The following is a 20,103-nucleotide window of genomic DNA, read 5'->3' on the forward strand; positions in this document are numbered from 1 at the left end:
GCGTCCGGGCCGCGCTCAGCCGGCCGAGTGCCGCCCGGCGCCCACGGACAGCCCCGAGCCCGTCAGATCGGCCCGGATGCCCTCGCGCTCGACGGTGATGTTCCGCAGCCGCAGGCCCTTGACCTGCTTGGGCAGCTGGAAGGAGAACGCGACCCGCTCCGTCAGATCCTGGGCCCGCAGCCGCACCAGGGCCCGGGCCAGTACGGGGTCGACGCCGACCTTCTCCAGCGTCTCGGGCCGGTCGGCGACCAGATCCACGAGGTTGGCCCGCGTCAGCCGGTCCGCGAAGCCCGGCCGCCCGGTGATCCGGCTCAGCTGCTTGTCGTCCCGCAGCGCCTGTTCCGCCGCTTCGGGCGTGACGTCGAGCTGCCGCGCCACCGACGCCACCGCGAGCAGCGCCCGCGTCTTCTGCTTGTCGCGGCTGATGCGCTTGGCGGCCTCCGGGTGCAGCCGCAGCCGGGCGGGCCGCCCGGGCCGGTAGGTGGCGATGCCGGGGACGTCGAGCCGCATGTCGCTGACGCTGGTGGCGATCCCCCGGTCGCCGTCCCGCCGGATGTGCGCCGTGGCGTGGATGCGCGCCTGCCGTCCGGCCACCGGCAACACGCCCTCCGCGCGCACCGACTGGCGGTCGAGCACCCGGAACGTCACCTGCGAGGCGCCCACTTCGCGGCTCAGGTCGTCGAAGGACAGCAGTACGTCCCCGTCCACCTGGGCCGCCCTGGCCCCGTCGAGGGGCAGCGGCAGGTCCCCGACCAAAGAGATGTCCGTGCCCTCGGCGCGTACTTCGGCGAGGGTCACCCGGCCGGCCGCCACGTCGGGGACGGTGACGTCCACCCCGTCCAGGTGCTTGCCCAGCACCTGGGTGAGGAACGGAAACCCGTGGATGTTCACCTCGGGCGTCGCCGCAAGACCGAGCTTGTGCCGCAGCGTCTGCTCCGCCCGCTTCTCGGCGTACATCACGGCGAAGCGGTCCACGAGCACCAGCAGCACGGCAACCAGCAGCAGCCCGATCACCACCTTGGTGGTGCGCGGCACGCGGGCGAGCCCCCGGGGAACCTTTGGCTCCGGATCCGGGTCGACGCTTTGGGCAGACTGGCGGGACAGGGGTGAGAACATGCGCACGGGAGATCGCATCACTCCATCCCAACATGCCCGCCCGGCCCGGACGCAAGCCCTGATAAGGGTTCGTGGTGAACGGCACGGAGCGCGTAGCGTGGCCGACATGGCCCGTTCCCGCAGCACCCGCCGGCTCGTCGTCGGCGAGAAGACCTATCTGTGGTCGGTGGGCCACGCCCACGAGGGCGGCGAGCGGCCGGACGTCTCGACCTGCCGGGAGACCCTGTCCCTCCGGCTGGACGGCAGCAGGGGCCGCCTGCTGCTCACCTTCCGCCAGCCCCCGGCCATCGGCCCCACGAGCACGGTCGGCGACCACGACCGCGGCTGGCTGAACCTCCACGAGCCGGGCGTGGTCCGCGCCTTCCTCGACGCGGCCCTCGCCCAGGGCTGGCAGCCCGGTGCGACCACGGGACAGGAGATCGACGGCTTTACCCTCTTCCCCGAGGCGCTGAGCGCCCGCCGCGCGAAAAGCGATGGTGGGGCGGGCACCCAGGGGTGAGGATGCCGCCATGAACAAGAAGCGGCTCACACACATACCGGCTCCGGAGGGCGTCGCTCCGGGGAACGGCTACACCAACGTCGTCACGGGCTCCGGCCGGATGGTCGCGGTGTCCGGGCAGATCGCGCTCGACGCCCGGGGCGAGATCGTCGGCGTCGGCGATCCCGCCGCCCAGGCCCGGCAGGTCTTCGAGAACCTGCGCCGCTGTCTGGCGGCCGCGGGCGCGACCTTCGACGACGTCATCAAGCTCACGTACTACGTCACCGACGTGGCCCACCTGCCCGCGGTCCGGTCCGTACGCGACGAGTACGTGGACATGACGCGCCCGCCCGCCAGCACGGCCGTCCAGGTCGCGGCGCTGTTCCGCCCCGAGCTGGTCCTGGAGGTCGAAGCGTTCGCGCTCGTCGAGGAGCCGGACAGGGCCTAGACGGGCCTAGACGGCGGCCCGCCGGCCCAGCGCCGGGCCCAGCTCGGTGGCGATATCGGTGAGGATCTGGACGTAGTCCTCGTGCTCGAAGGTGAACGGCAGCGCGAACGCCACCTCGTCGACCTCCCGGAAGGCGGCGTGGGCGTGGAGCCGTTCGGCGATCTCGGCGGAGGTCCCGACCAGGTCCGGGGCGAACATCATGCGGGCCGGGCCCTGCGGGGTGGCCGTACGCGGCGTGCGCTCGCGCGCGTACGCCTCGTACTTCGCCCGCTGCTCCGGCGTGGCGGTGTCGGTCGGGATGACGACCAGCCCCTGGGAGACGCGGGCGCGGTCGCCGTCGGGGTGGTGGGCGCGGAAGGTCCGGATGTGCGAGAGCTGGATCTCGGCGAAATCCGCCGACTCCTGCGCCTCCTCCGCCTTGACGACGCTGCTGGTCAGGAAGTTCATCCCGTGCTCACCTGCCCACCGGGCCGACCGCAGGCTGCCGCCGCCGTACCACATGCGGCGGCCCAGGCCGGGGGAGTGGGGCTGGACGCGGTCGGAAAAGGATTCGAAGCCCTCGGTGCCGCTGAAGGCGGTGGCCGGTTCGCCCCGCACGAGGTCCAGCAGCCGCCGTACCCGCTCGAAACTGAAGTCCTCGGCGTCGGCGGTGTGGGGGTAGAGCGCGTCCTTGACCCTGTCGTAGTGCATCGGCGGGCCGACGCTGACCCCCGGGTTGAGGCGACCCCCGGACAGGAGGTCGACCGTCGCCAGGTCCTCAGCGAGACGCAGCGGATTCTCCCAGCCCAGGGGGATGACCGCCGTGCCCAGCTCGATGCGGCTGGTGCGCTGTGAGGCCGCGGCCAGGACGGCGACGGGGGAGGAGATGCCGTACTGCAGATGGCGGTGGCGTACCCAGGCGCTGTCGAACCCCAGCCGCTCGCCCAGTTCGATGATCTGCAGGGTCGACTCATGGCCCCGGCGGGGGTCGGCCTCGTCGAACAGCCCGATGGTCAAGAAGCCCAGCTTGCGCAGTGGTTCCGAGGTCAGCGGCACAGGCCCCTCCAGCGTCAGCGGTGCGTTCCGCGTACACCGACACCGCCCGATTCTGGCAGGCGGTTGTTGCGCGGACCTGTCGAGAACGTGTCCGCGGTGGCGGCCAGGTCGGCGAGGAGCCGCAGGGCCTCCTCGGACGGCGAACCCGGCTCGGCGTTCATCACGGCCACCCGCTGCCCCTCGTCCTCCGGGAGCGCCAGCAACTCGCACATCAGCGTCATGGTGCCCACCACGGGATGGCGGTAGGTACGGGTGGCGGTGCCGCAGTCGCCCACCGAATGCGCGGCCCACAGCTTCGCGAACTCCGCGCTTCCCACGGTCAGTTCGCCGATCAGGCCGGTCAGCGCGGGATCGCCCGGATACCGTCCGGCGATCAGCCGCAGATCGGCGACGGTCGAGCGGGCCTTGCGGGGCCAGTCGGCGTACAGCTCGCGCGTGTGCGGGTCGAGGAAGAGCAGACGGGCGATGTTGGGGCGGTCGGCCGGGCGGTTCGGCGCGTCGAAGTCGAGATGCCCGGCCATCAGGGCATGGGCCATCCGGTTCCACGCGAGGACATCGCAGAAGCGCCCCATGACCAGCGCGGGCACATCCCCGAACGACTCGATCATCACCCGCACCCCCGGCCGCACCTGCTCCTGCCTGGCCGCCCGGCGGCGGGCCCGCGGCTTCGGCCGGGCCAGCGAGTACAGATGGGCCCGCTCGGCCTCGTCCAGCCGCAGCACGCGGGCGACGGCGTCCAGCACGGCGTTTGAGGCGTTGGGGCTCTGCCCCTGTTCGAGCCGTGTGTAGTAGCCGGCGCTCACCCCGGCGAGCTGCGCCAGCTCCTCACGCCGCAGCCCCGGCACCCGGCGCCGCCCCCCGTACGAGGCGAGCCCCGCGTCCTCGGGCCGCAGCCGCGCCCGCCGCGACCGCAGGAACTCGCCCAGCTCCTCACGCGTGTCCATGCACCCCAGTCTCGCGGACACGCCCCCGCGGTGCCTGCACCTGTCAGGTGTAGTCATCGCGGGTGTATCTCCGGCAGGGGGCTGGGTACGGCCCGCCGCCCGGCGCAGCCTGAGTCGGCACAAGACCAGTGACCAGACCAGCGGAACGGACGGGACAGCCCATGAAGATTCTTGTGATCGGCGCGACGGGAACCATCGGCGGCGCGGTCGCCGACGCGTTGGCGGAGCGCCACGAGGTGGTGCGCGCCTCGCGCCGCGGCCCGGTCCGGGTGGACATGGCGGACACGACGTCGATCGACACCCTGTTCACGCGGGCCGGGAACGATCTGGACGCGGTGGTGTGCTGCGCCGCGAGCGGGGGCCTCACCCCGCTGGACGCCCCCTCGGACGAGCGGTTCTGGCACGGGCTCGACGGAAAGCTGATCGGGCAGGTGAACCTCGTACGGCGGGCCCTCGCCCACGTCCGGGACGGCGGCTCCATCACCCTCACCAGCGGCCGCTTCACCGAGCCCGTCCCCGGCAGCTCCCTCGGCTACCTGGTCAACGCGGGCCTGGAGGCGTTCGTGCACGCCGCCGCCCCGGAGCTGCCGCGCGGCCTGCGCCTGAACGCGGTCAGCCCCGGCTGGGTCCGCGAAACCCTCGTCGCCCTGGGCATGGACCCCTCCACCGGCACCCCGGCGGCGGACGTCGCCCGCGTCTACGTGGACGCGGTCCAGGGCGACGCCCACGGGCGGACGCTCACGGCTTGAGGGCCCCCACCGCGCGATGACGGATCGCGTCTGACACCGGATGGCACCGCTTGGTGCCATCCGGTGCCATGTGGGGCCATCCCATCCTCCCAAAGGCGCATGCGCGCGCATGGCGCCACAATGACTCAGACTGCCTCCCTTGCATTTCCGCAGCTCAGAGCGGGTGCTCGCAAGGTGACTTTGTATGGGACGCCAACCGGGCTTGCGTGTGGCGCCACTGTGGTGCCATGATGACGTCATGGACCTCACCCCGTATGTCGACACCCTCCGCCGCGAACTCGCGGTGGCCGCCGAAGCCGGCGGGGACGATGCCCGCGAGCTGGCCGAGAGGCTCACCGCTCCTCTGGAGTCGGCGACGCGGCTGACCATGCTCAATGTGCTCTCCGCCGCGATGGACGAGATCACCCGCGAGCTCGCCCCCGGCTCGGTCGACGTACGGCTGCGCGGGCTGGACCCCGACTTCGTGGTGACGCTGCCGCCCGCCGACAGCGGCGCCCCCGCCCAGCCGGCCGCGTCCGCCGAACCGCTCGCGCCCCCGGTTCCGGCCGACGGCGACGAGGGCGGCACCGCCCGCGTCAATCTGCGTCTGCCGGCGCACCTCAAGGCCCGCGCCGAGGAGGCCGCGGCCCGTGAGGGCCTGTCGGTCAACGCGTGGCTGGTGCGGGCCGTGTCGGCCGCGGTCGAAGGCGGCGCCCGGCCGCGTACGACGCAGAAGACCCAGACCATCGGGCAGAGCTTCACGGGCTGGGTGCGCTAGCCGCGCCCCGCCCGCACCACTTCACCTCACTTCACCCCACACCGCGTCCCACCTGCGGGGACGCCACCAAGACTCAAGAGGACGGGACAGCCATGCCTTCTTTCGACACCCCCGAGCCGATTTCGGTCACCGCCCACGTGGAGGCCGGCTCCATCCGCTTCACCGCGGGCGACCGCCTCGACACCCTCGTCGAGGTGCGGCCCCGCGACCCGAAGAAGGACCGGGACGTGCGGGCCGCCGAGCAGGCCGAGGTCACGTACGCAAGCGGCACCCTGACCGTCAGGACCCCCAAGTCGCGCAATTCGCTGCGCCGCCCCGGCATCGTCGATGTGACGGTCGAACTGCCCACGGGCTCACGCGTCGACATGACCGGCGCCTGGACCCAGGTGCTCGGCGAAGGCCGGCTCGGCGAGGCCCGGGTGAAGACCTCCTCCGGTGACGTCCGCCTCGAGGCGACCGGCCCGCTGAAGCTGACCGCCTCCCACGGCTCGATCACCGTGGACCGCGTCGAGGGCACGGCCGAGATCACCACCAGCACCGGCAGCCTGCGCGTCGGCGCCATCGACGGCTCCGCCGTCCTGAAGAACTCGCACGGCACCACGACCGTCGGCACCGTGACCGGCGACCTGCGGGTGAGCGGCGCCCACGGGGACATCGACATCGCGCGCGCCGAGAGCTCGGTCGCCGCGACCACCGCCCACGGCACCGTGCGCGCGGCCGACGTGGCCCGTGGGACGGTTCAGTTGGAGACCTCCTACGGCTCCATCGAGGTCGGTGTCCGCGAGGGCACGGCCGCCTGGATCGACGCCAGCGCGGGCTCCGGACAGGTGCGCAACACCCTCACCGCGTCCGAAACCCCGGAGAAGGTCGAGGAGACCGTCGAGGTCCGCGCCCGCACCCGGTACGGCAACATCGACATCCTCCGCGCCAAGGCCTGAGCGCCTCGCCCCCGCGCCACCCTCAACCCCCCAGCCCCTTTCAGCCTTCGAACGGGAGGGCTCCATGCCTGCTTCTGTCATGCCCACATCCAGTCTGGGTGACGGTCCCCAGTCTCCCCTCGCGATCTCCACCGTCGGGCTGCGCAAGTCCTACGGTGACAAGACCGTCCTCAACGGCATCGATCTGCGCATCCCCACCGGGTCCGTGTTCGCGCTGCTCGGCCCGAACGGCGCCGGCAAGACCACCGCCGTCAAGATCCTCTCCACCCTCATCACCGCCGACGGCGGCCAGGCCCATGTCGCCGGCCATGACATCGCCACCTCCCCGGAAGGGGTTCGCGCCGCGATCGGTGTCACCGGTCAGTTCTCCGCCGTCGACGGCCTGATCACCGGCGAGGAGAACATGCTCCTGATGGCGGACCTGCACCACCTGCCCAAGCGCGAAGGCCGACGCGTGACCGCCGAGCTGCTGGAACGCTTCGACCTCACCGAGGCCGCGAAGAAGCCCGCCTCCACCTACTCCGGCGGCATGAAGCGCCGCCTGGACATCGCCATGACCCTGGTCGGCAACCCGCGGATCATCTTCCTCGACGAGCCGACCACCGGCCTGGACCCGCGCTCCCGCCACAACATGTGGCAGATCATCCGCGAACTCGTCACCAGCGGCACCACCGTCTTCCTCACCACCCAATACCTCGAGGAGGCCGACGAACTCGCCGACCGCATCGCCGTCCTCAACAACGGCAAAATCGCCGCCGAAGGCACCGCCGACGAACTCAAGCGACTGATCCCCGGCGGACACATCCGGCTCCGCTTCACCGACCCGGCCGCCTACCACAACGCCGCCGCCACGCTGCGCGAGACCACCCGCGACGACGAAGCCCTCGCCCTGCAGATCCCCAGCGACGGCAGCCAGCGCGAACTGCGCTCCATCCTCGACCGGCTCGACTCCGCCGGCATCGAGGCCGACGAACTCACCGTCCACACCCCCGACCTCGACGACGTCTTCTTCGCCCTCACCAGCACCACCGTGCCCGCCCAGTCCAAGGAGGACGTCCGATGAGCTTCCTCGCCCTCGCCGTACGCGACTCGTCCACGATGCTGCGCCGCAACCTCCTGCACGCCCGGCGCTACCCGTCGATGACCCTGAACCTGCTGCTCACCCCGGTCATGCTCCTGCTGCTCTTCGTCTACATCTTCGGCGACACCATGAGCGCCGGGATCGGCGGCGGCGATCGTTCCGACTACATCAGATATCTCGTGCCGGGCCTGCTGCTGATGACCATCGGGAGCACCACCATCGGCACCGCGGTCTCCGTCTCCATGGATATGACCGAAGGCATCATCGCCCGCTTCCGCACGATGGCCATCCACCGCGGCTCGGTACTCATCGGGCACGTGATCGGCAGCGTGCTGCAGTGCGTGATCAGTGTGGTGCTCGTCGGGGCCGTCGGTGTGGCGATCGGTTTCCGTTCGGCCGACGCCTCCGCGCTGGAGTGGCTGGCGGCCTTCGGACTGCTCGTGCTGTTCGCCCTGGCGCTCACCTGGATCGCGGTCGGGATGGGCATGGTCAGCCCCAGCGCCGAAGCGGCCAGCAACAACGCGATGCCGCTGATCTTCCTGCCGCTGATCTCCAGCACCTTCGTCCCGGTCGACGCCATGCCCGGCTGGTTCCAGCCCATCGCCGAGTACCAGCCGTTCACCCCGACCATCGAAACCCTGCGCGGCCTGCTCCTGGGCACCGAGATCGGCAACAACGGGTGGATCAGCATTGCCTGGTCCATCGGCCTGGCAGCGCTCGGCTACCGCTGGTCCAAGGCGGTGTTCAACCGCGACCCCAAGTAGGCGACACGAGCGCGCGTCCCACCCCAGGGCGGCGTACACCGACACCAGGTCGGAGTACGCCGCCCGTCGGCGCGCGCGCCCGGGGTCAGGAAGTCCGGGTGTGGTGGTCGAGCAAGCGGGTGAGCAACTGCACGAACTGGTCGCGTTCGGCCGGACTCAGCGGCGCGAGCAGTTCGTCGTGAAGGTCGTCCAGGACCTTGTCGAGGCGGCGCAGTTGACGGCTGCCCTGGGTGGAGATCGTGATGATGTTGCGGCGCTGGTCGGCGGGGTCCGGGGCCCGCTCGACGAGGTGCCGCTCGGCCAGTTCGTTGAGCACGCCGACCATGTCGCTGCGGTAGATGCCGGTGCGCCGACTCAGCGTCGCCTGGCTGCCGGGTCCGTGATCCTGCAGTGAGGCGAGCACGGCGTAGTGCCACTTGCGGGCATCGACCTGCGCCAGCCCTTCGTTGATCAGCCGGTCCGACCGCGTGGACAGCTGCGACAGCAGTCGGCTCGCCCGTCGACGCAGCCTGTCGGGCGTCCTGGTCTCGCCGTCGTCGGGCATGTCCGCGGCATCGGCTCTGGTCATGGCGCCAATCGTACCCATTGCGCTAGTCCGACTAACGATGTACCTTCGCTCGCGCCGACTCCGTTAGTTCAACTAACGTTGGTCGAGCGAACCCCAGGAAGGAAGTTCCACCATTCCCACCAAGACCCTGCAGATTCCCACCCCTGACGGTCACGCCGACGCCTTCGCCGCCTTCCCCGGCAACGGCGATCGGCACCCTGGAGTGCTGCTGTACACGGACGCCTTCGGTGTGCGTCCCGAGCTGGAGGAGAAGGCCCGCGAACTGGCCGGGCACGGCTACTACGTGCTCGTCCCCAACTTCTACTACCGGCACGGCCCGGCACCGGTGATCGAACTTCCCGAGTACATCGGAGAAGAGATCCGGCCCGCGATCACCGCCCAGCTGCTGCCCCTGCTCGAGGCACACATCACCAACGAACGTGTCCTGCGCGACGCTGACGCCTACCTCAGGTTCCTCACAGCCCAGCCCGAGGTCAGCCCCGGACCGGTCGCCGTGACCGGCTACTGCATCGGCACCCTCTTGGCGCTCCGTACCGCAGCGGCCCACCCCGACCAGGTGGCCGCCGTCGCCGGATTCCACCCCGGCTTCGTGGTCACCGACGCGCCCGACAGCCCGCACCGCCTCATCCCCGAGCTCACCGCCGAAGTCCATCTCGGCCTCGCCGAAGGCGATCTGTCGCCCGAAGTCATCAGTGAGCTCTACCAGGCCCTGGACGCCGCAGGTGTCGGCCACACCTGCGAGATCTACCCCGGCACGGTCCACGGCTTCACCATGTCCGACACCGACGCGTTCAGCGCCTCCGGGCTGGAGCGCCACTGGGACCGCCTGCTCTCCCTCCTGAACCGCACCCTGGCCAACAGCTGAGGCTCCGGCGAGGCCCCTCGTCACTCTGGGCATGGACCCTGCCATCGGCACCCCGGCGGCGGATGTCGCCCGCGCCTCCGTGGACGCGGTGGAGGGTGACGCTCACGGCTTGACGGGGACCGGTCCCCCACCGCCCCCACTAGCTTGCGGCGCTATCGGCCCTGGGGAAGGAGACGGTGTGGAGCCGGCGGTACTGATCGGCGTGGTTGTCGCTCTCGTCGTGCTGGGCGGCTTCCTCGCCGCCCTACGCGGTCGCCGATCGCGGTCCGGGTACCCGTATGCGCGGTCCGGCCCCCCGTATGTACCCCTGCGCTCCGTCGCTTCCCCGGTCGACGAGGACACCCGCACCGATCAACTCCTCGACGAACTCGTCGAGATCGCCAGGACCCGGGGCTTCCTGAGCATGAAGGGGAAAGACCAGCGGACCCGGGAGATCGGTGCCGAGCTGGACCGGATGAACGGCATGCAGAAGATGCGCGATGTGCACAGGGTGGTCGCCGCCGAGCTCGGTGGAGTTCGCGCGCGCGAGCTGGAAGTCGCGTGGGATGGCATCGGTGACTGGCGGGGGTAGTGGCTGGCGGGGATAGTGACTGGCCAGCGCAGCATCGTTGTCGGCTGCGGCGGCGCGTGAGGTGGTGGCGTTGGCGCGGGCGGGGCGGTGGTCCAGCCTCGCCTGGGTCAAAGCGTGGCGCCACCGACGTGACGGGCGGCCTGACGGTCAGCCAACCTCCGTCTGCCTCATCAGGTCCAGCAGGAAGAGGACGCTCGATGCGGCAACATCGTCGGGGTCGAGGCGCAAGACCTCTTCCACGCTGGGCCGAAGTTCCTGCCACTTTAGGTACTGAACGACCGTCATTGCCGCTGAGCGGACCTCTGGACGTGGGTCTCGAACGGCACCCTCGATCATCTCGACAGCTCGTGTGTCCGGCTCCCCTGTACCGGTCACGGCGAGCCGCCGAAGGTCCCGTTCTGCCTGAGTGGCGCCAAGCGTGTTCAGGTGTGTGAGTGCAGACAGGACGTCGGCATAGGTCCCACACTCCCAAGCCGCGCGGATCAGCGCCTCCGTCGTCTCAATCGAGTCGCCCTGAAGTTCAACATGGCTCACTGCGATGATCGTGTCCAGGGTCAGCCGCACGACCGTGTGATCGAGGGTTTGCCACTCACGCACGGCACGGTCGCCATCCTCGTACGACTCCGGCAGCGGAATCGACCGCCACCCTTGGCCGACGGCGAACATGGCGAACGGGTGGTTGGCCGCGACGTGACACCATCCCCCGTCCGCGTCCCATTCGACCTCGGCATCTTCGTCGAGCGGAGCCACGAGGGCCAGGCGTCGGGTCGGCATGACGGGACACTACAGGTGCGGCCGTCTCATGCCGCGATGTCGAACGCGTCGCGGCGTGGGGCCAGTTCGAACCACAGCAGCTTTCCGCTGATGCCGAAGAGGTCGTCGGCGAGTGGATAGCCGCCCCAGTTGTCCGCGCAGAGCCGGACGATGAGCAGGCCACGGCCGTGGGTGTCGTCGGCCTTGGCTGCGGCTTCGGTGAGGGCGGCGAAGCGGTCGAGGTGCCCGGGCGGGGTGTCGAAGGGCGCGGGGATGAGCGGGTTGGTGTCCCAGATGCTGACCCGGAGGCGGTTCTCGCAGAGGTGACGCAGGCGGAGTTGGGCGGGGCCGTCGGAGTGACAGAGGGCGTTGGTGACCATTTCGGACGTCAGCAGCTCGGCCGTCTCGGTCAGCTCCGCCATGCCGTGGCCGGACAGGACCGCCCGGAGGGTGACCCGCGCGATCCGGGCGGCCCTCGGGTCGTTGGGGAGGCGGAGGGTGTACGTCCAGGGCTGTTCGGAGTCGTCGGCTCCGTCGGAGTCGGGGTGCTGCGGCGAGACGGTTGCCATCCGTGTCTCTCCCTCGGTCGGGTGGAGTTGAGCGGCTTGGCTCACACGGTAGAGCAGTTGGTGGTAGATCTAGCCGGAGTTCGGCGAGACAGCTCTTGATTAAACCCGTGTGGGTTACGAGGGGGACCAATGGCGACGACTAATAACCCGACGCTCAAACCGCGACGACTTGGCGCCGAGCTGCGCAAGCTTCGTGAGCGTGCTGGCCTGTCCTCAACTGCGGCAGCGGCCCTCATCGGTGTGCCGCAGGCTCGGGTGAGCATGATCGAGGCTGGCCGGTACGCGGTGAGCGGAGACCGGGTACGGGCGATGGCCCGGAGCTACGCCTGTGCTGATGATGAACTGGTGGATGCTTTGGCAGACATGACCGGTGGACGCACCCGGGGCTGGTGGGACGAGTACCGGGAGTATCTCCCGGCGAGCTTCGCGGACATGGCCGAGCTGGAGCATCAGGCCCGGGGGCTGCGCGTAGCGCTGGTCATCCACATCCCAGGCTTGCTGCAGACCGTGGACCACGCCCGCGCGGTGATCCGGGAGGCGGCTCCGCCGCTGCGGGCTTACGAGGTGGAGCACCGGCTGTCCCACCGGATGAAGCGGCAGGCCATCCTCTACGGCGACGATCCGGTGCCGTACACCGCTGTTATCCACGAGGCCGCTCTGCGGATGGAGTTCGGCGGAGTGAGTACAGTCCGAGCGCAGCTCGAACACCTCATCGCGATGAGCGAGATGGACAACGTCACCATCCGGGTGATTCCGTTCGGTGGCGGCACCTTCCCCGGAACGGGACAGTCATTCGACTATGTCCTCGGCGCTGTGCCGCAGCTTGACACAGTGCAGCTCGACTCCGCTCAGGGAACCCAGTTCATGGACGCTGAGGCCGAGTTGACCAAGTACCGGGCTGTCTTGGAACGGATGGAGGCGACGGCGCTTGCGTCGGCCGAGTCGCGGGACTTCATCCACAACATCATGCGCAGCATGTGAAAGGTGAGAAACGTGTCTACGTACCAGTGGCGTAAGTCCTCCTACAGCGCGGACGCTGGCAACTGCGTGAACGTCGCCGCCGCCAACGGCAACATCGCAATACGCGAGAGCGACGAGCCCGAGGCCATCCTGACCACGACACCCGCCGCCCTCCGCGCCTTCATACGCAGCACCAAGGCCGGCCGCCTGGACCACCTCGCGGCCACCCGGCGCCCGTGACGTCACCCTGCGGGAGTCACCCGGAAAGCGCCGCGCCGAACGCCGCCTTGACCGCCTCGTAGCCGAAGGAGTCCGGGCCGAAGAGGATCGAGCCGGTGCCGGTCAGGCCGTCGCCACCGCCGTACAGCATGCTGACGGCACCGGTGCCGCGCCACTTGCCCCGCACACCCACCGCGAGGTCGGCCGTCCCGTCGCCGTTGTAGTCGCCGGGGGCCATCGCCGAGCCGAACAGGTCGCCCGTCTCGGCGACGCCGACGACGCCCTTGGTGTCGAGCGACAGCGTCCGCGCCTTCGAGGCGGCCAGCCAGTCCGACGCGCCGGGCACGACCGTGAGCGCCCCGGCGTTGGAGAAGCCGTCGCTGTCGTCCGCGTTCGGGTCGCCGATGAGCAGGTCGGCGTGGCCGTCGCCGTTGACGTCCGCGAGGCGGGCCGCGGTGCCCTGGTGGGGGCCGCCGTTCCAGACCACGGCGCCCGCCGCGTCGAGGCCGCTCGCGCTGCCGGGGAAGGTGCGCAGCAGATAGTCGTCGGGGCCGTCGGAGAAGCCGGTGTCGATGACGACGTCGTCCTTGCCGTCGCCGTTGATGTCACCGACCACGGCCCTGTAGTCGGCGAAGGGCAACCCAATGTTTCGTCCGAGCGGCGTGCTCTTCAGGCCTGTGCTGGAGCCCGGCAGCACGCCGAGGGTGCCTTCGTCGGCGGGGTCGTCGAAGTAGGCCACGGTGACGAGGTCGTCGTAGCCGTCGCCGTTGATGTCGCCGCTCGATATGCCGCGCGTTCCGGCGCCGCCGCCCGGCGGGGCGATGCGGGTGATCTTCGGGGTGGGCGTCGAGCGCAGGTTCTTCGCCCCGAGGACGACGTCGACCTTGGTGCCGTCGACGACGGCGAGGTCCTTCAGCCCGTCGTGGTTGTAGTCGCCCAGGGCCAGCCGGCCGCCGAAGCCCTGCCGCGCCGTGACGGTCGGCGCGTGGAACGCGATGGCCTTGCTGGACAGGCCGGTCGCGGAGCCGAAGACGACGGTCACCGAACCGGCGCCCTTGACGTCGCCGATGGCCTCGCCGCTCGCGCCGACGACCAGGTCCGCGTAGCCGTCGCCGTCCATGTCGCCCAGGGCGAGCGCGGAGCCGAACCGGTCACCGGCCTCCGGCGTGCCCGGGATGCCGGTGGACGACTGGGTGAGCCCCTTGTGCCGGCTGACCTGGATGCCGTTCTTGGTGCCGTACGTCAGGGCGACGTAACCGGCCTTGGCGTACCCCTTGGTCGCGGCGTCGGGCGCCCCGGCGGCGAGGTCGTCGTAGCCGTCGCCGTCCACGTCGGCGGCCTTGCCCGAACCCGCCGTGGCCGCCGCCAGGCTCATGGCGCCGCTGTCGCCGCCTGGGGCGCCGGTACTCGCGGCGACGTGTGAGGTCCCCGCCAGTGCCACCCCCGTGACCACGGCCATCGCGGCACCCATGGACAGCAAGCCTTTGCGCATACCCGTACCTTCTCCCGGTGGTTCGTCGTCGCTGGCTGAGACCAACGGGAGGGTGGAATGGTTGGGTTGGCAGAGAAACCAGAAGGTGAACGGCGCCTGAAGCAGCGCGGCAACGCCGCATAACGCACCGCGGCCCGGCTCCCCCGGAAATCCGCTGGGGCCGGGCCGCGACGCGTAACGCTCAGTGCTGACGGGTCACTTCACGATCTTGATACGGTCCGCCGCCGGCGGAGCCAGGGGCGAGGCGGCCGAGGAGTGCGCGCCCAGGTAGGCCGTGAAGGCGTCCAGGTCGGACTCGCCGACCAGCTTGTTCTTGCCGTCCTTGAAGACGGGGAAGCCGTCGCCGCCGCCCGCGAGGAATTCGTTCATCGCGACGCGGTAGGTCTTGGCCGGGTCGATGGGCTCGCCGTTCAGCTTCACCGAGTCGGCGACGACGCGGTCGGCGCCGGTCTTGGTGAGGTCGAGGGTGTAGGTGAGGCCCTTGGAGACCTGGAGGATCTTCGGGGACGCCTGGTTCGAGCCGCTGACCTGCTGCTGAAGGGCGGTGATGAGCTGGGCGCCGGTGAGGTCGATGACGTTCAGCATGTTGGTGAAGGGCTGCACGGTGAACGCCTCGCCGTAGGTCACGACGCCGTCCCCCTCGCTGCCGGACGCCGCGTAGGCGAGGTCGGAGCGGATGCCGCCGGGGTTCATGAGGGCGAGCTGGGCGCCGCCCTTGTCGGCGGGGGAGAGCGCTTCGAGCTGGGCGTCGGCGATGACGTCGCCGAGCGGTGACTCGTACGACGTGGAGCCGCGGCCCGGGATCTCGGCGGAGACGTAGCCGACGGGCTTGTTGGCGACGGGCGCGGCCAGCTTGTTCCAGCGGCCGATGAGGGAGGTCATGTCGGCGGCCTTGGGCTGCTGCCGGTCGACGACGTGATTGGCCGACTTCACCTTCGTACGGACGACGTCGCCGGTGCGGCGGTCGTAGGTGAGGGTGGTGTCGGTGTAGAGGCGACCGAAGGAGGCGGCGGAGGTGACGGTGCGCGGGGTGCCGGAGGGGTCCGGGATCGTGCACGCGTAGGCCTGGTGGGTGTGGCCGGTGACCAGGGCGTCGACCTGCGGGGTGATCTTCTTGGCGATGTCGACGATCGGGCCGGAGATGCCGGCGCCCGGGCCGGAGCTGTCGCAGTCGTAGTTGTACGAAGTGGAGGCGGGCAGCCCGCCCTCGTGGATGAGCGCGACGATCGACTTGACGCCCTTGCGGTTGAGCTCCTTGGCGTACTTGTTGATCGTCTCGACCTCGTCGTGGAACTTCAGGCCCTTGACGCCCTCGGCGGTGACGATGTCGGGGGTGCCTTCGAGTGTGACGCCGATGAAGCCGATCTTGACGCCGTTGCGCTGCCAGACGGTGTACGGCTTGAGGATCGGCTTGCCGGTCTTCTCGTCGGTGACGTTCGCGGCGAGGTAGGGGAAGTCGGCGCCGGGGAAGGTCTTGCCGTCCTCGTAACAGCCGTCCTTGGGGTGGCAGCCGCCGTTCTGGATGCGCTGCAGCTCGGCGCGGCCCTCGTCGAACTCGTGGTTGCCGACGGCCGTGACGTCCAGGTCGAGCTTGTTGAGCGCCTCGACGGTCGGCTCGTCGTGGAAGAGGCCGGACAGCAGCGGGCTCGCGCCGATCATGTCGCCGCCGGCGGCGGTGACGGAGTACGGGTGGCCCTTGCGCGCGGTGCGCAGGGCGCTCGCGAGGTATTCGACGCCGCCCGCCGGGACGGCCTTGGTGGTGCCGTCCGGCTGGGTCTCGGTGACGGTGCCGGAGGAGCCCTGCGGGGGCTCCAGGTTTCCGTGGAGGTCGTTGAACGACAGCAGCTGCACATCGACAGTGCGGGCTGGGCGCGGTTCGGCGGCGGCGGACTCGGCGGCGGAGTCGGCGCTCGCGCCCGCCGGGCCCGCGGCGGACAGGACTCCGGCCGCCGCGGCCAGCACGGCCGCCGCGGCGGTCAACCGGCGGGCCGCGCGGCGCCGCCTGGGTGTCGCTGGCATGTGGTCCCCTCTGTGCACCGGTGGTGATATGCGCGGCAGCTTACGGTCAACGCGCGTAGCGGGGCAGGGGGGTCGAGGTTACGAGCTGATTGCGTGTGGGCGACCGGGGGGCAGGGGGCGGCCGGCGGAGAGGGGGCACTCAGAGGTCACCCGTTCGGCGGTATGGCCCGGGCGTGAGGTGTGGAAGCGGTTCGGCGCGAGAGCCGGGGATGCGTCGGGTGAGTGACGGGGGGACAAGGGAATGTGCGGCCGCCTGCCCGGCCAGGGCCTGGCCGTAGGCTCGGGAACATGAATGACGTGCTGAACGAGGCGGCCGGCGCCCGCCGGATCGATGTCCTCGACGAGGTGACGCCCGCCATGGCGCAGGACGTGCTGCGGCTCGTCGCGGAGGCCGCGCGCACCGACGGTCAGCAGGCCGTGTCCGAGCAGGGGCGGCTGCAGTTGCGCGGGCGGCGGGAGGGGGTGCGCCATCTGCTGCTGAGCGAGGAGCCGAGCGGGAAGCTCGTGGGGTACGCGCAGTTGGAGGACACCGACCCGGTGGAGGCCCCGGCCGCGGAGCTGGTCGTGCACCCGGCGCACCGGGGGCAGGGGCACGGCCGGGCGCTGGGCGTGACGCTGCTGCGCGAGTCCGGCAAGCGGCTGCGGGTGTGGGCGCACGGCGGGCACTCCTCGGCGCGCCATCTCGCGCAGGTGCTGGGGCTGACGCTGTTCCGCGAGCTGCGGCAGATGCGCCGGCCGCTGGGGCCGCCGGCGGCGCTGGACATCCCCGAGCCGGTGCTGCCGGAGGGCGTGACCGTACGGACCTTCCGGCCGGGCGAGGACGAGGCCGCCTGGCTGGCGGCGAACGCGGCGGCCTTCGCGCACCACCCGGAGCAGGGCTCGCTGACCCTGCGCGATCTCGAGGACCGGATGGGCGAGCCGTGGTTCGACCCCGAGGGCTTCTTCCTGGCCGAGCGGGGCGGGGAGATCGTCGGGTTCCACTGGACCAAGGTGCACGCACAGGAGCGGCTGGGCGAGGTGTACGTGGTGGGGGTGCGGCCCGAGGCGCAGGGCGGCGGGCTCGGCCGGTCGCTGACCGCGATCGGGCTGCGGCACCTGGCGGCGCGGGGGCTGCCGACCGCGATGCTGTACGTCGACGCCGACAACTTCCCCGCCGTCGCCGTCTACGGCCGGCAGGGCTTCACGACGTACGAGACCGATCTGATGTACCGCACGGAGACCTGAGCCGGGGAGGGGCTGGGCGGCGCCCGGCGCCGGGCGGTGCGGCCCGGCGCGGGGCCGCGGAACGGCGGCGGGGCCGGGGCGGCAGGTCGTCTGCGGGATGGATCGCGATTTCCTACGCGCCATGTCTCCGTTACCGGCGATTCAAACTCGGTTGCGAGCATCGCTGAATGCAGCCCGCCGTGCCGCCCACCTCGAACCGGAGGCTCCGTGCCGCTTCAGCACCGGCTTCCGGTAAGCCGTTCGCGTCTTCGGCGCGGAACAATGAGGACATGAACCACTCCAGCGGACAGGCCCCCATTACCGCGCAGCCCCACCCGCAGCACCAGCCTCAGCCCTCGGTCGGCTCCATCGCGGCCCACCGGCCGCATGCCGTCGCCGCGCCGCCCGTCCGCAACCTCGACCCCGACCTCGACGGCGACCTGGACTCGTACGAGGTCGACACCGTGGACGTGGAGGGGGAGGCGCTGCCCCAGGGGCGGTTCCTCGACCGTGAGCGCAGCTGGCTGGCGTTCAACGAGCGGGTGCTCGAGCTCGCCGAGGACCCGAACACGCCGCTGCTGGAGCGGGCGAACTTCCTCGCGATCTTCGCGAGCAACCTGGACGAGTTCTTCATGGTGCGGGTCGCCGGCCTCAAGCGGCGCATCGCGACCGGGGTCGCCACCCGCTCCGCCTCCGGGCTGCAGCCCCGTGAGGTGCTGGACTTGATCTGGACCCGGTCGCGGGAGCTCATGGCCCGGCACGCGGCCTGCTTCCAGCAGGACGTCTCGCCCGCGCTGGCCGACGAGGGCATCCATCTGATCCGCTGGCCCGACCTCACGGAGGACGAGCAGTCCCGCCTCTTCACGCTCTTCCGTCAGCAGATCTTCCCGGTCCTCACCCCCCTGGCGGTGGACCCGGCGCACCCCTTCCCCTATATCTCCGGGCTCTCCCTCAACCTCGCGGTCGTGGTGCGCAACCCGGTCAGCGGGCATGATCACTTCGCGCGTGTGAAGGTCCCGCCGCTGCTCTCGCGATTCCTGGAGGCGTCGCCGCAGCGGTACGTGCCGCTGGAGGACGTGATCGCGGCGCACCTGGAGGAGCTGTTCCCCGGCATGGAGGTGCTGGCGCACCACATGTTCCGGGTGACCCGCAACGAGGACCTGGAGGTCGAGGAGGACGACGCGGAGAACCTGCTCCAGGCCCTGGAGAAGGAGCTGCTGCGGCGCCGCTTCGGGCCGCCGGTGCGCCTGGAGGTCGAGGAGTCCATCGACCCGTACGTCCTGGACCTGCTGGTGCGCGAGCTGAAGGTCTCCGAGGCCGAGGTCTATCCGCTGCCGGGGCCGCTGGATCTGACCGGGCTGTTCGGCATAGCGGCGCTGGACCGGCCGGAGCTGAAGTACCCGAAGTTCGTGGCCGGGACGCACCGGGACCTCGCCGAGGTCGAGTCCGCCTCCGCGCCGGACATCTTCGCCGCGATGCGCGAGCGGGACGTGCTGCTGCACCACCCGTACGACTCCTTCTCGACCTCCGTCCAGGCCTTCCTGGAGCAGGCGGCCGCCGACCCCGACGTGCTCGCGATCAAGCAGACGCTCTACCGGACCTCCGGCAAGTCGCCGATCGTCGACGCGCTCATCGACGCCGCCGAGGCCGGTAAGCAGGTGCTGGTCCTCGTCGAGATCAAGGCCCGCTTCGACGAGCAGGCGAACATCAAGTGGGCGCGCAAGCTGGAGGAGGCCGGCTGCCATGTGGTCTACGGCCTGGTCGGCCTGAAGACCCACTGCAAGCTGTCGCTTGTGGTCCGTCAGGAAGGCGACACGCTGCGCCGCTACTGCCACGTCGGCACCGGCAACTACCACCCCAAGACGGCCCGGCTGTACGAGGACCTGGGGCTGCTGACCGCCGACCCGAAGGTCGGCACCGACCTGTCCGACCTGTTCAACCGGTTGAGCGGCTACTCCCGGCGGGAGAACTACCAGCGGCTGCTGGTCGCCCCCAGGTCGCTGCGCGACGGGCTGATCAGCCGGATCAACCGCGAGGTCACCCACCACAAGGCGGGGCGGCCCGCATACGTGCGGATCAAGGTCAACTCGATGGTCGACGAGGCCATCGTCGACGCGCTGTACCGGGCCTCGCGGGCGGGTGTGCCGGTGGACGTCTGGGTGCGGGGCATCTGCGCGCTGCGGCCGGGGGTGCCCGGGCTCTCGGAGAACATACGGGTCCGCTCGATCCTCGGCCGGTTCCTGGAGCATTCGCGTGTCTTCGCGTTCGGGAACGGCGGGGAGCCCGAGGTGTGGCTCGGCAGCGCCGACATGATGCACCGCAATCTCGACCGCCGGATCGAGGCGCTGGTGCGGGTCGCCGACCCCGGCCACCGCGCCTCCCTCAGCCGTCTGCTGGAGTCCGGCATGTCCGACTCCACCTCCTCCTGGCACCTGGGCCCGGACGGCGAGTGGACGCGGCACGCGACGGACGTGGACGGACAGCCGTTGCGGAACATACAGGAAATGCTCATAGACGCCCGGAGGCGACGGCGTGGTACAGCGACATGATCTGTCGTCGCCGGTCGGGGTTACG

General features: G+C 70.7%; 21 protein-coding genes. 13 read left to right on the forward strand and 8 right to left on the reverse strand.

Annotation, left to right across the window (positions count from 1 at the left end):
- Positions 1-15 precede the first annotated feature (15 nt).
- Entirely contained in the window at positions 16-1,035 is a 1,020-nt protein-coding gene (locus ACFZDL_RS17375; RefSeq protein ID WP_353588811.1) for a DUF2993 domain-containing protein, read from the reverse strand.
- Between the two features lie 187 nt (positions 1,036-1,222).
- Here ACFZDL_RS17375 and ACFZDL_RS17380 point away from each other — a divergent pair, with 187 nt between their 5' ends.
- A complete protein-coding gene (locus ACFZDL_RS17380; protein ID WP_353588809.1) occupies positions 1,223-1,615 on the forward strand; it encodes a hypothetical protein in 393 nt (130 codons plus the stop codon).
- A gap of 10 nt (positions 1,616-1,625) precedes the next feature.
- Positions 1,626-2,042 carry a RidA family protein gene (locus ACFZDL_RS17385; RefSeq protein ID WP_353588807.1) on the forward strand — a complete coding sequence of 139 codons (417 nt, stop codon included), beginning with the start codon at positions 1,626-1,628 and terminating at the stop codon, positions 2,040-2,042.
- A 6-nt stretch (positions 2,043-2,048) separates the two neighbouring features.
- On the opposite strand, the gene ACFZDL_RS17390 is transcribed toward ACFZDL_RS17385, so the two are convergent.
- Positions 2,049-3,077, reverse strand: coding sequence for an LLM class flavin-dependent oxidoreductase (locus ACFZDL_RS17390; RefSeq protein WP_353588805.1), 1,029 nt, complete (start codon positions 3,075-3,077; stop codon positions 2,049-2,051).
- A gap of 14 nt (positions 3,078-3,091) precedes the next feature.
- Complete coding sequence (locus tag ACFZDL_RS17395) at positions 3,092-4,021, reverse strand: helix-turn-helix transcriptional regulator (protein ID WP_353588803.1); 930 nt, start codon at positions 4,019-4,021, stop codon at positions 3,092-3,094.
- Between the two features lie 161 nt (positions 4,022-4,182).
- Between ACFZDL_RS17395 and ACFZDL_RS17400 the strand changes: the two genes are divergently transcribed.
- The 5 genes from ACFZDL_RS17400 (at position 4,183) to ACFZDL_RS17420 (ending at position 8,310) form a co-directional block, all read left to right on the forward strand.
- Positions 4,183-4,770: a short chain dehydrogenase gene (locus ACFZDL_RS17400; protein ID WP_353588801.1), complete on the forward strand. Its 588-nt coding sequence runs from the start codon at positions 4,183-4,185 to the stop codon at positions 4,768-4,770.
- Positions 4,771-5,008: 238 nt separating this feature from the next.
- On the forward strand, positions 5,009-5,527 hold the full coding sequence (locus ACFZDL_RS17405) for a toxin-antitoxin system HicB family antitoxin (protein WP_353588799.1): 519 nt from the start codon (positions 5,009-5,011) through the stop codon (positions 5,525-5,527).
- Positions 5,528-5,619: 92 nt separating this feature from the next.
- Positions 5,620-6,465: a DUF4097 family beta strand repeat-containing protein gene (locus ACFZDL_RS17410; protein WP_353588797.1), complete on the forward strand. Its 846-nt coding sequence runs from the start codon at positions 5,620-5,622 to the stop codon at positions 6,463-6,465.
- Positions 6,466-6,529: 64 nt separating this feature from the next.
- Positions 6,530-7,528 (forward strand): ATP-binding cassette domain-containing protein, encoded by a 999-nt coding sequence (locus ACFZDL_RS17415; RefSeq protein ID WP_353588795.1) that lies wholly within the window; start codon positions 6,530-6,532, stop codon positions 7,526-7,528.
- Positions 7,525-8,310: an ABC transporter permease gene (locus ACFZDL_RS17420; RefSeq protein ID WP_353588793.1), complete on the forward strand. Its 786-nt coding sequence runs from the start codon at positions 7,525-7,527 to the stop codon at positions 8,308-8,310. Before ACFZDL_RS17415 ends, ACFZDL_RS17420 begins: the two co-directional genes overlap by 4 nt.
- An 85-nt stretch (positions 8,311-8,395) precedes the next feature.
- Here the strand turns inward: ACFZDL_RS17420 and ACFZDL_RS17425 are convergent, their stop codons facing one another.
- Entirely contained in the window at positions 8,396-8,878 is a 483-nt protein-coding gene (locus tag ACFZDL_RS17425; protein WP_353588791.1) for a MarR family winged helix-turn-helix transcriptional regulator, read from the reverse strand.
- 112 nt (positions 8,879-8,990) lie between these two features.
- On the opposite strand from ACFZDL_RS17425, the gene ACFZDL_RS17430 reads away from it, so the two are divergent.
- Positions 8,991-9,743 (forward strand): dienelactone hydrolase family protein, encoded by a 753-nt coding sequence (locus ACFZDL_RS17430; RefSeq protein ID WP_353588974.1) that lies wholly within the window; start codon positions 8,991-8,993, stop codon positions 9,741-9,743.
- Between the two features lie 178 nt (positions 9,744-9,921).
- Entirely contained in the window at positions 9,922-10,314 is a 393-nt protein-coding gene (locus tag ACFZDL_RS17435; RefSeq protein WP_353588790.1) for a hypothetical protein, read from the forward strand.
- Positions 10,315-10,461: 147 nt separating this feature from the next.
- Here the strand turns inward: ACFZDL_RS17435 and ACFZDL_RS17440 are convergent, their stop codons facing one another.
- A complete protein-coding gene (locus tag ACFZDL_RS17440; RefSeq protein WP_353588788.1) occupies positions 10,462-11,088 on the reverse strand; it encodes a hypothetical protein in 627 nt (208 codons plus the stop codon).
- A gap of 26 nt (positions 11,089-11,114) precedes the next feature.
- On the reverse strand, positions 11,115-11,636 hold the full coding sequence (locus tag ACFZDL_RS17445; RefSeq protein ID WP_353588786.1) for an ATP-binding protein: 522 nt from the start codon (positions 11,634-11,636) through the stop codon (positions 11,115-11,117).
- 129 nt (positions 11,637-11,765) lie between these two features.
- Here ACFZDL_RS17445 and ACFZDL_RS17450 point away from each other — a divergent pair, with 129 nt between their 5' ends.
- The gene (locus ACFZDL_RS17450) at positions 11,766-12,617 is read left to right on the forward strand and encodes a helix-turn-helix transcriptional regulator (protein WP_353588784.1); all 852 of its coding nucleotides are present in this window, start codon (positions 11,766-11,768) and stop codon (positions 12,615-12,617) included.
- Positions 12,618-12,629: 12 nt separating this feature from the next.
- A complete protein-coding gene (locus ACFZDL_RS17455; protein ID WP_353588782.1) occupies positions 12,630-12,836 on the forward strand; it encodes a DUF397 domain-containing protein in 207 nt (68 codons plus the stop codon).
- 16 nt (positions 12,837-12,852) lie between these two features.
- Here ACFZDL_RS17455 and ACFZDL_RS17460 read toward each other — a convergent pair whose 3' ends face one another.
- A complete protein-coding gene (locus tag ACFZDL_RS17460; RefSeq protein ID WP_353588780.1) occupies positions 12,853-14,307 on the reverse strand; it encodes an FG-GAP-like repeat-containing protein in 1,455 nt (484 codons plus the stop codon).
- Positions 14,308-14,502: 195 nt separating this feature from the next.
- Entirely contained in the window at positions 14,503-16,326 is a 1,824-nt protein-coding gene (locus ACFZDL_RS17465; protein ID WP_353588777.1) for a bifunctional metallophosphatase/5'-nucleotidase, read from the reverse strand.
- Between the two features lie 288 nt (positions 16,327-16,614).
- Between ACFZDL_RS17465 and mshD the strand changes: the two genes are divergently transcribed.
- Positions 16,615-17,550 (forward strand): mycothiol synthase, encoded by a 936-nt coding sequence (gene mshD / locus ACFZDL_RS17470; RefSeq protein WP_353588775.1) that lies wholly within the window; start codon positions 16,615-16,617, stop codon positions 17,548-17,550.
- Between the two features lie 269 nt (positions 17,551-17,819).
- A complete protein-coding gene (locus ACFZDL_RS17475) occupies positions 17,820-20,078 on the forward strand; it encodes an RNA degradosome polyphosphate kinase (protein ID WP_353588773.1) in 2,259 nt (752 codons plus the stop codon).
- Positions 20,079-20,103: the final 25 nt, after the last annotated feature.

Origin of the sequence: Streptomyces sp. NPDC007917 (genome assembly GCF_042959105.1) — a bacterium.
Taxonomy (GTDB): Bacteria; Actinomycetota; Actinomycetes; order Streptomycetales; family Streptomycetaceae; genus Streptomyces.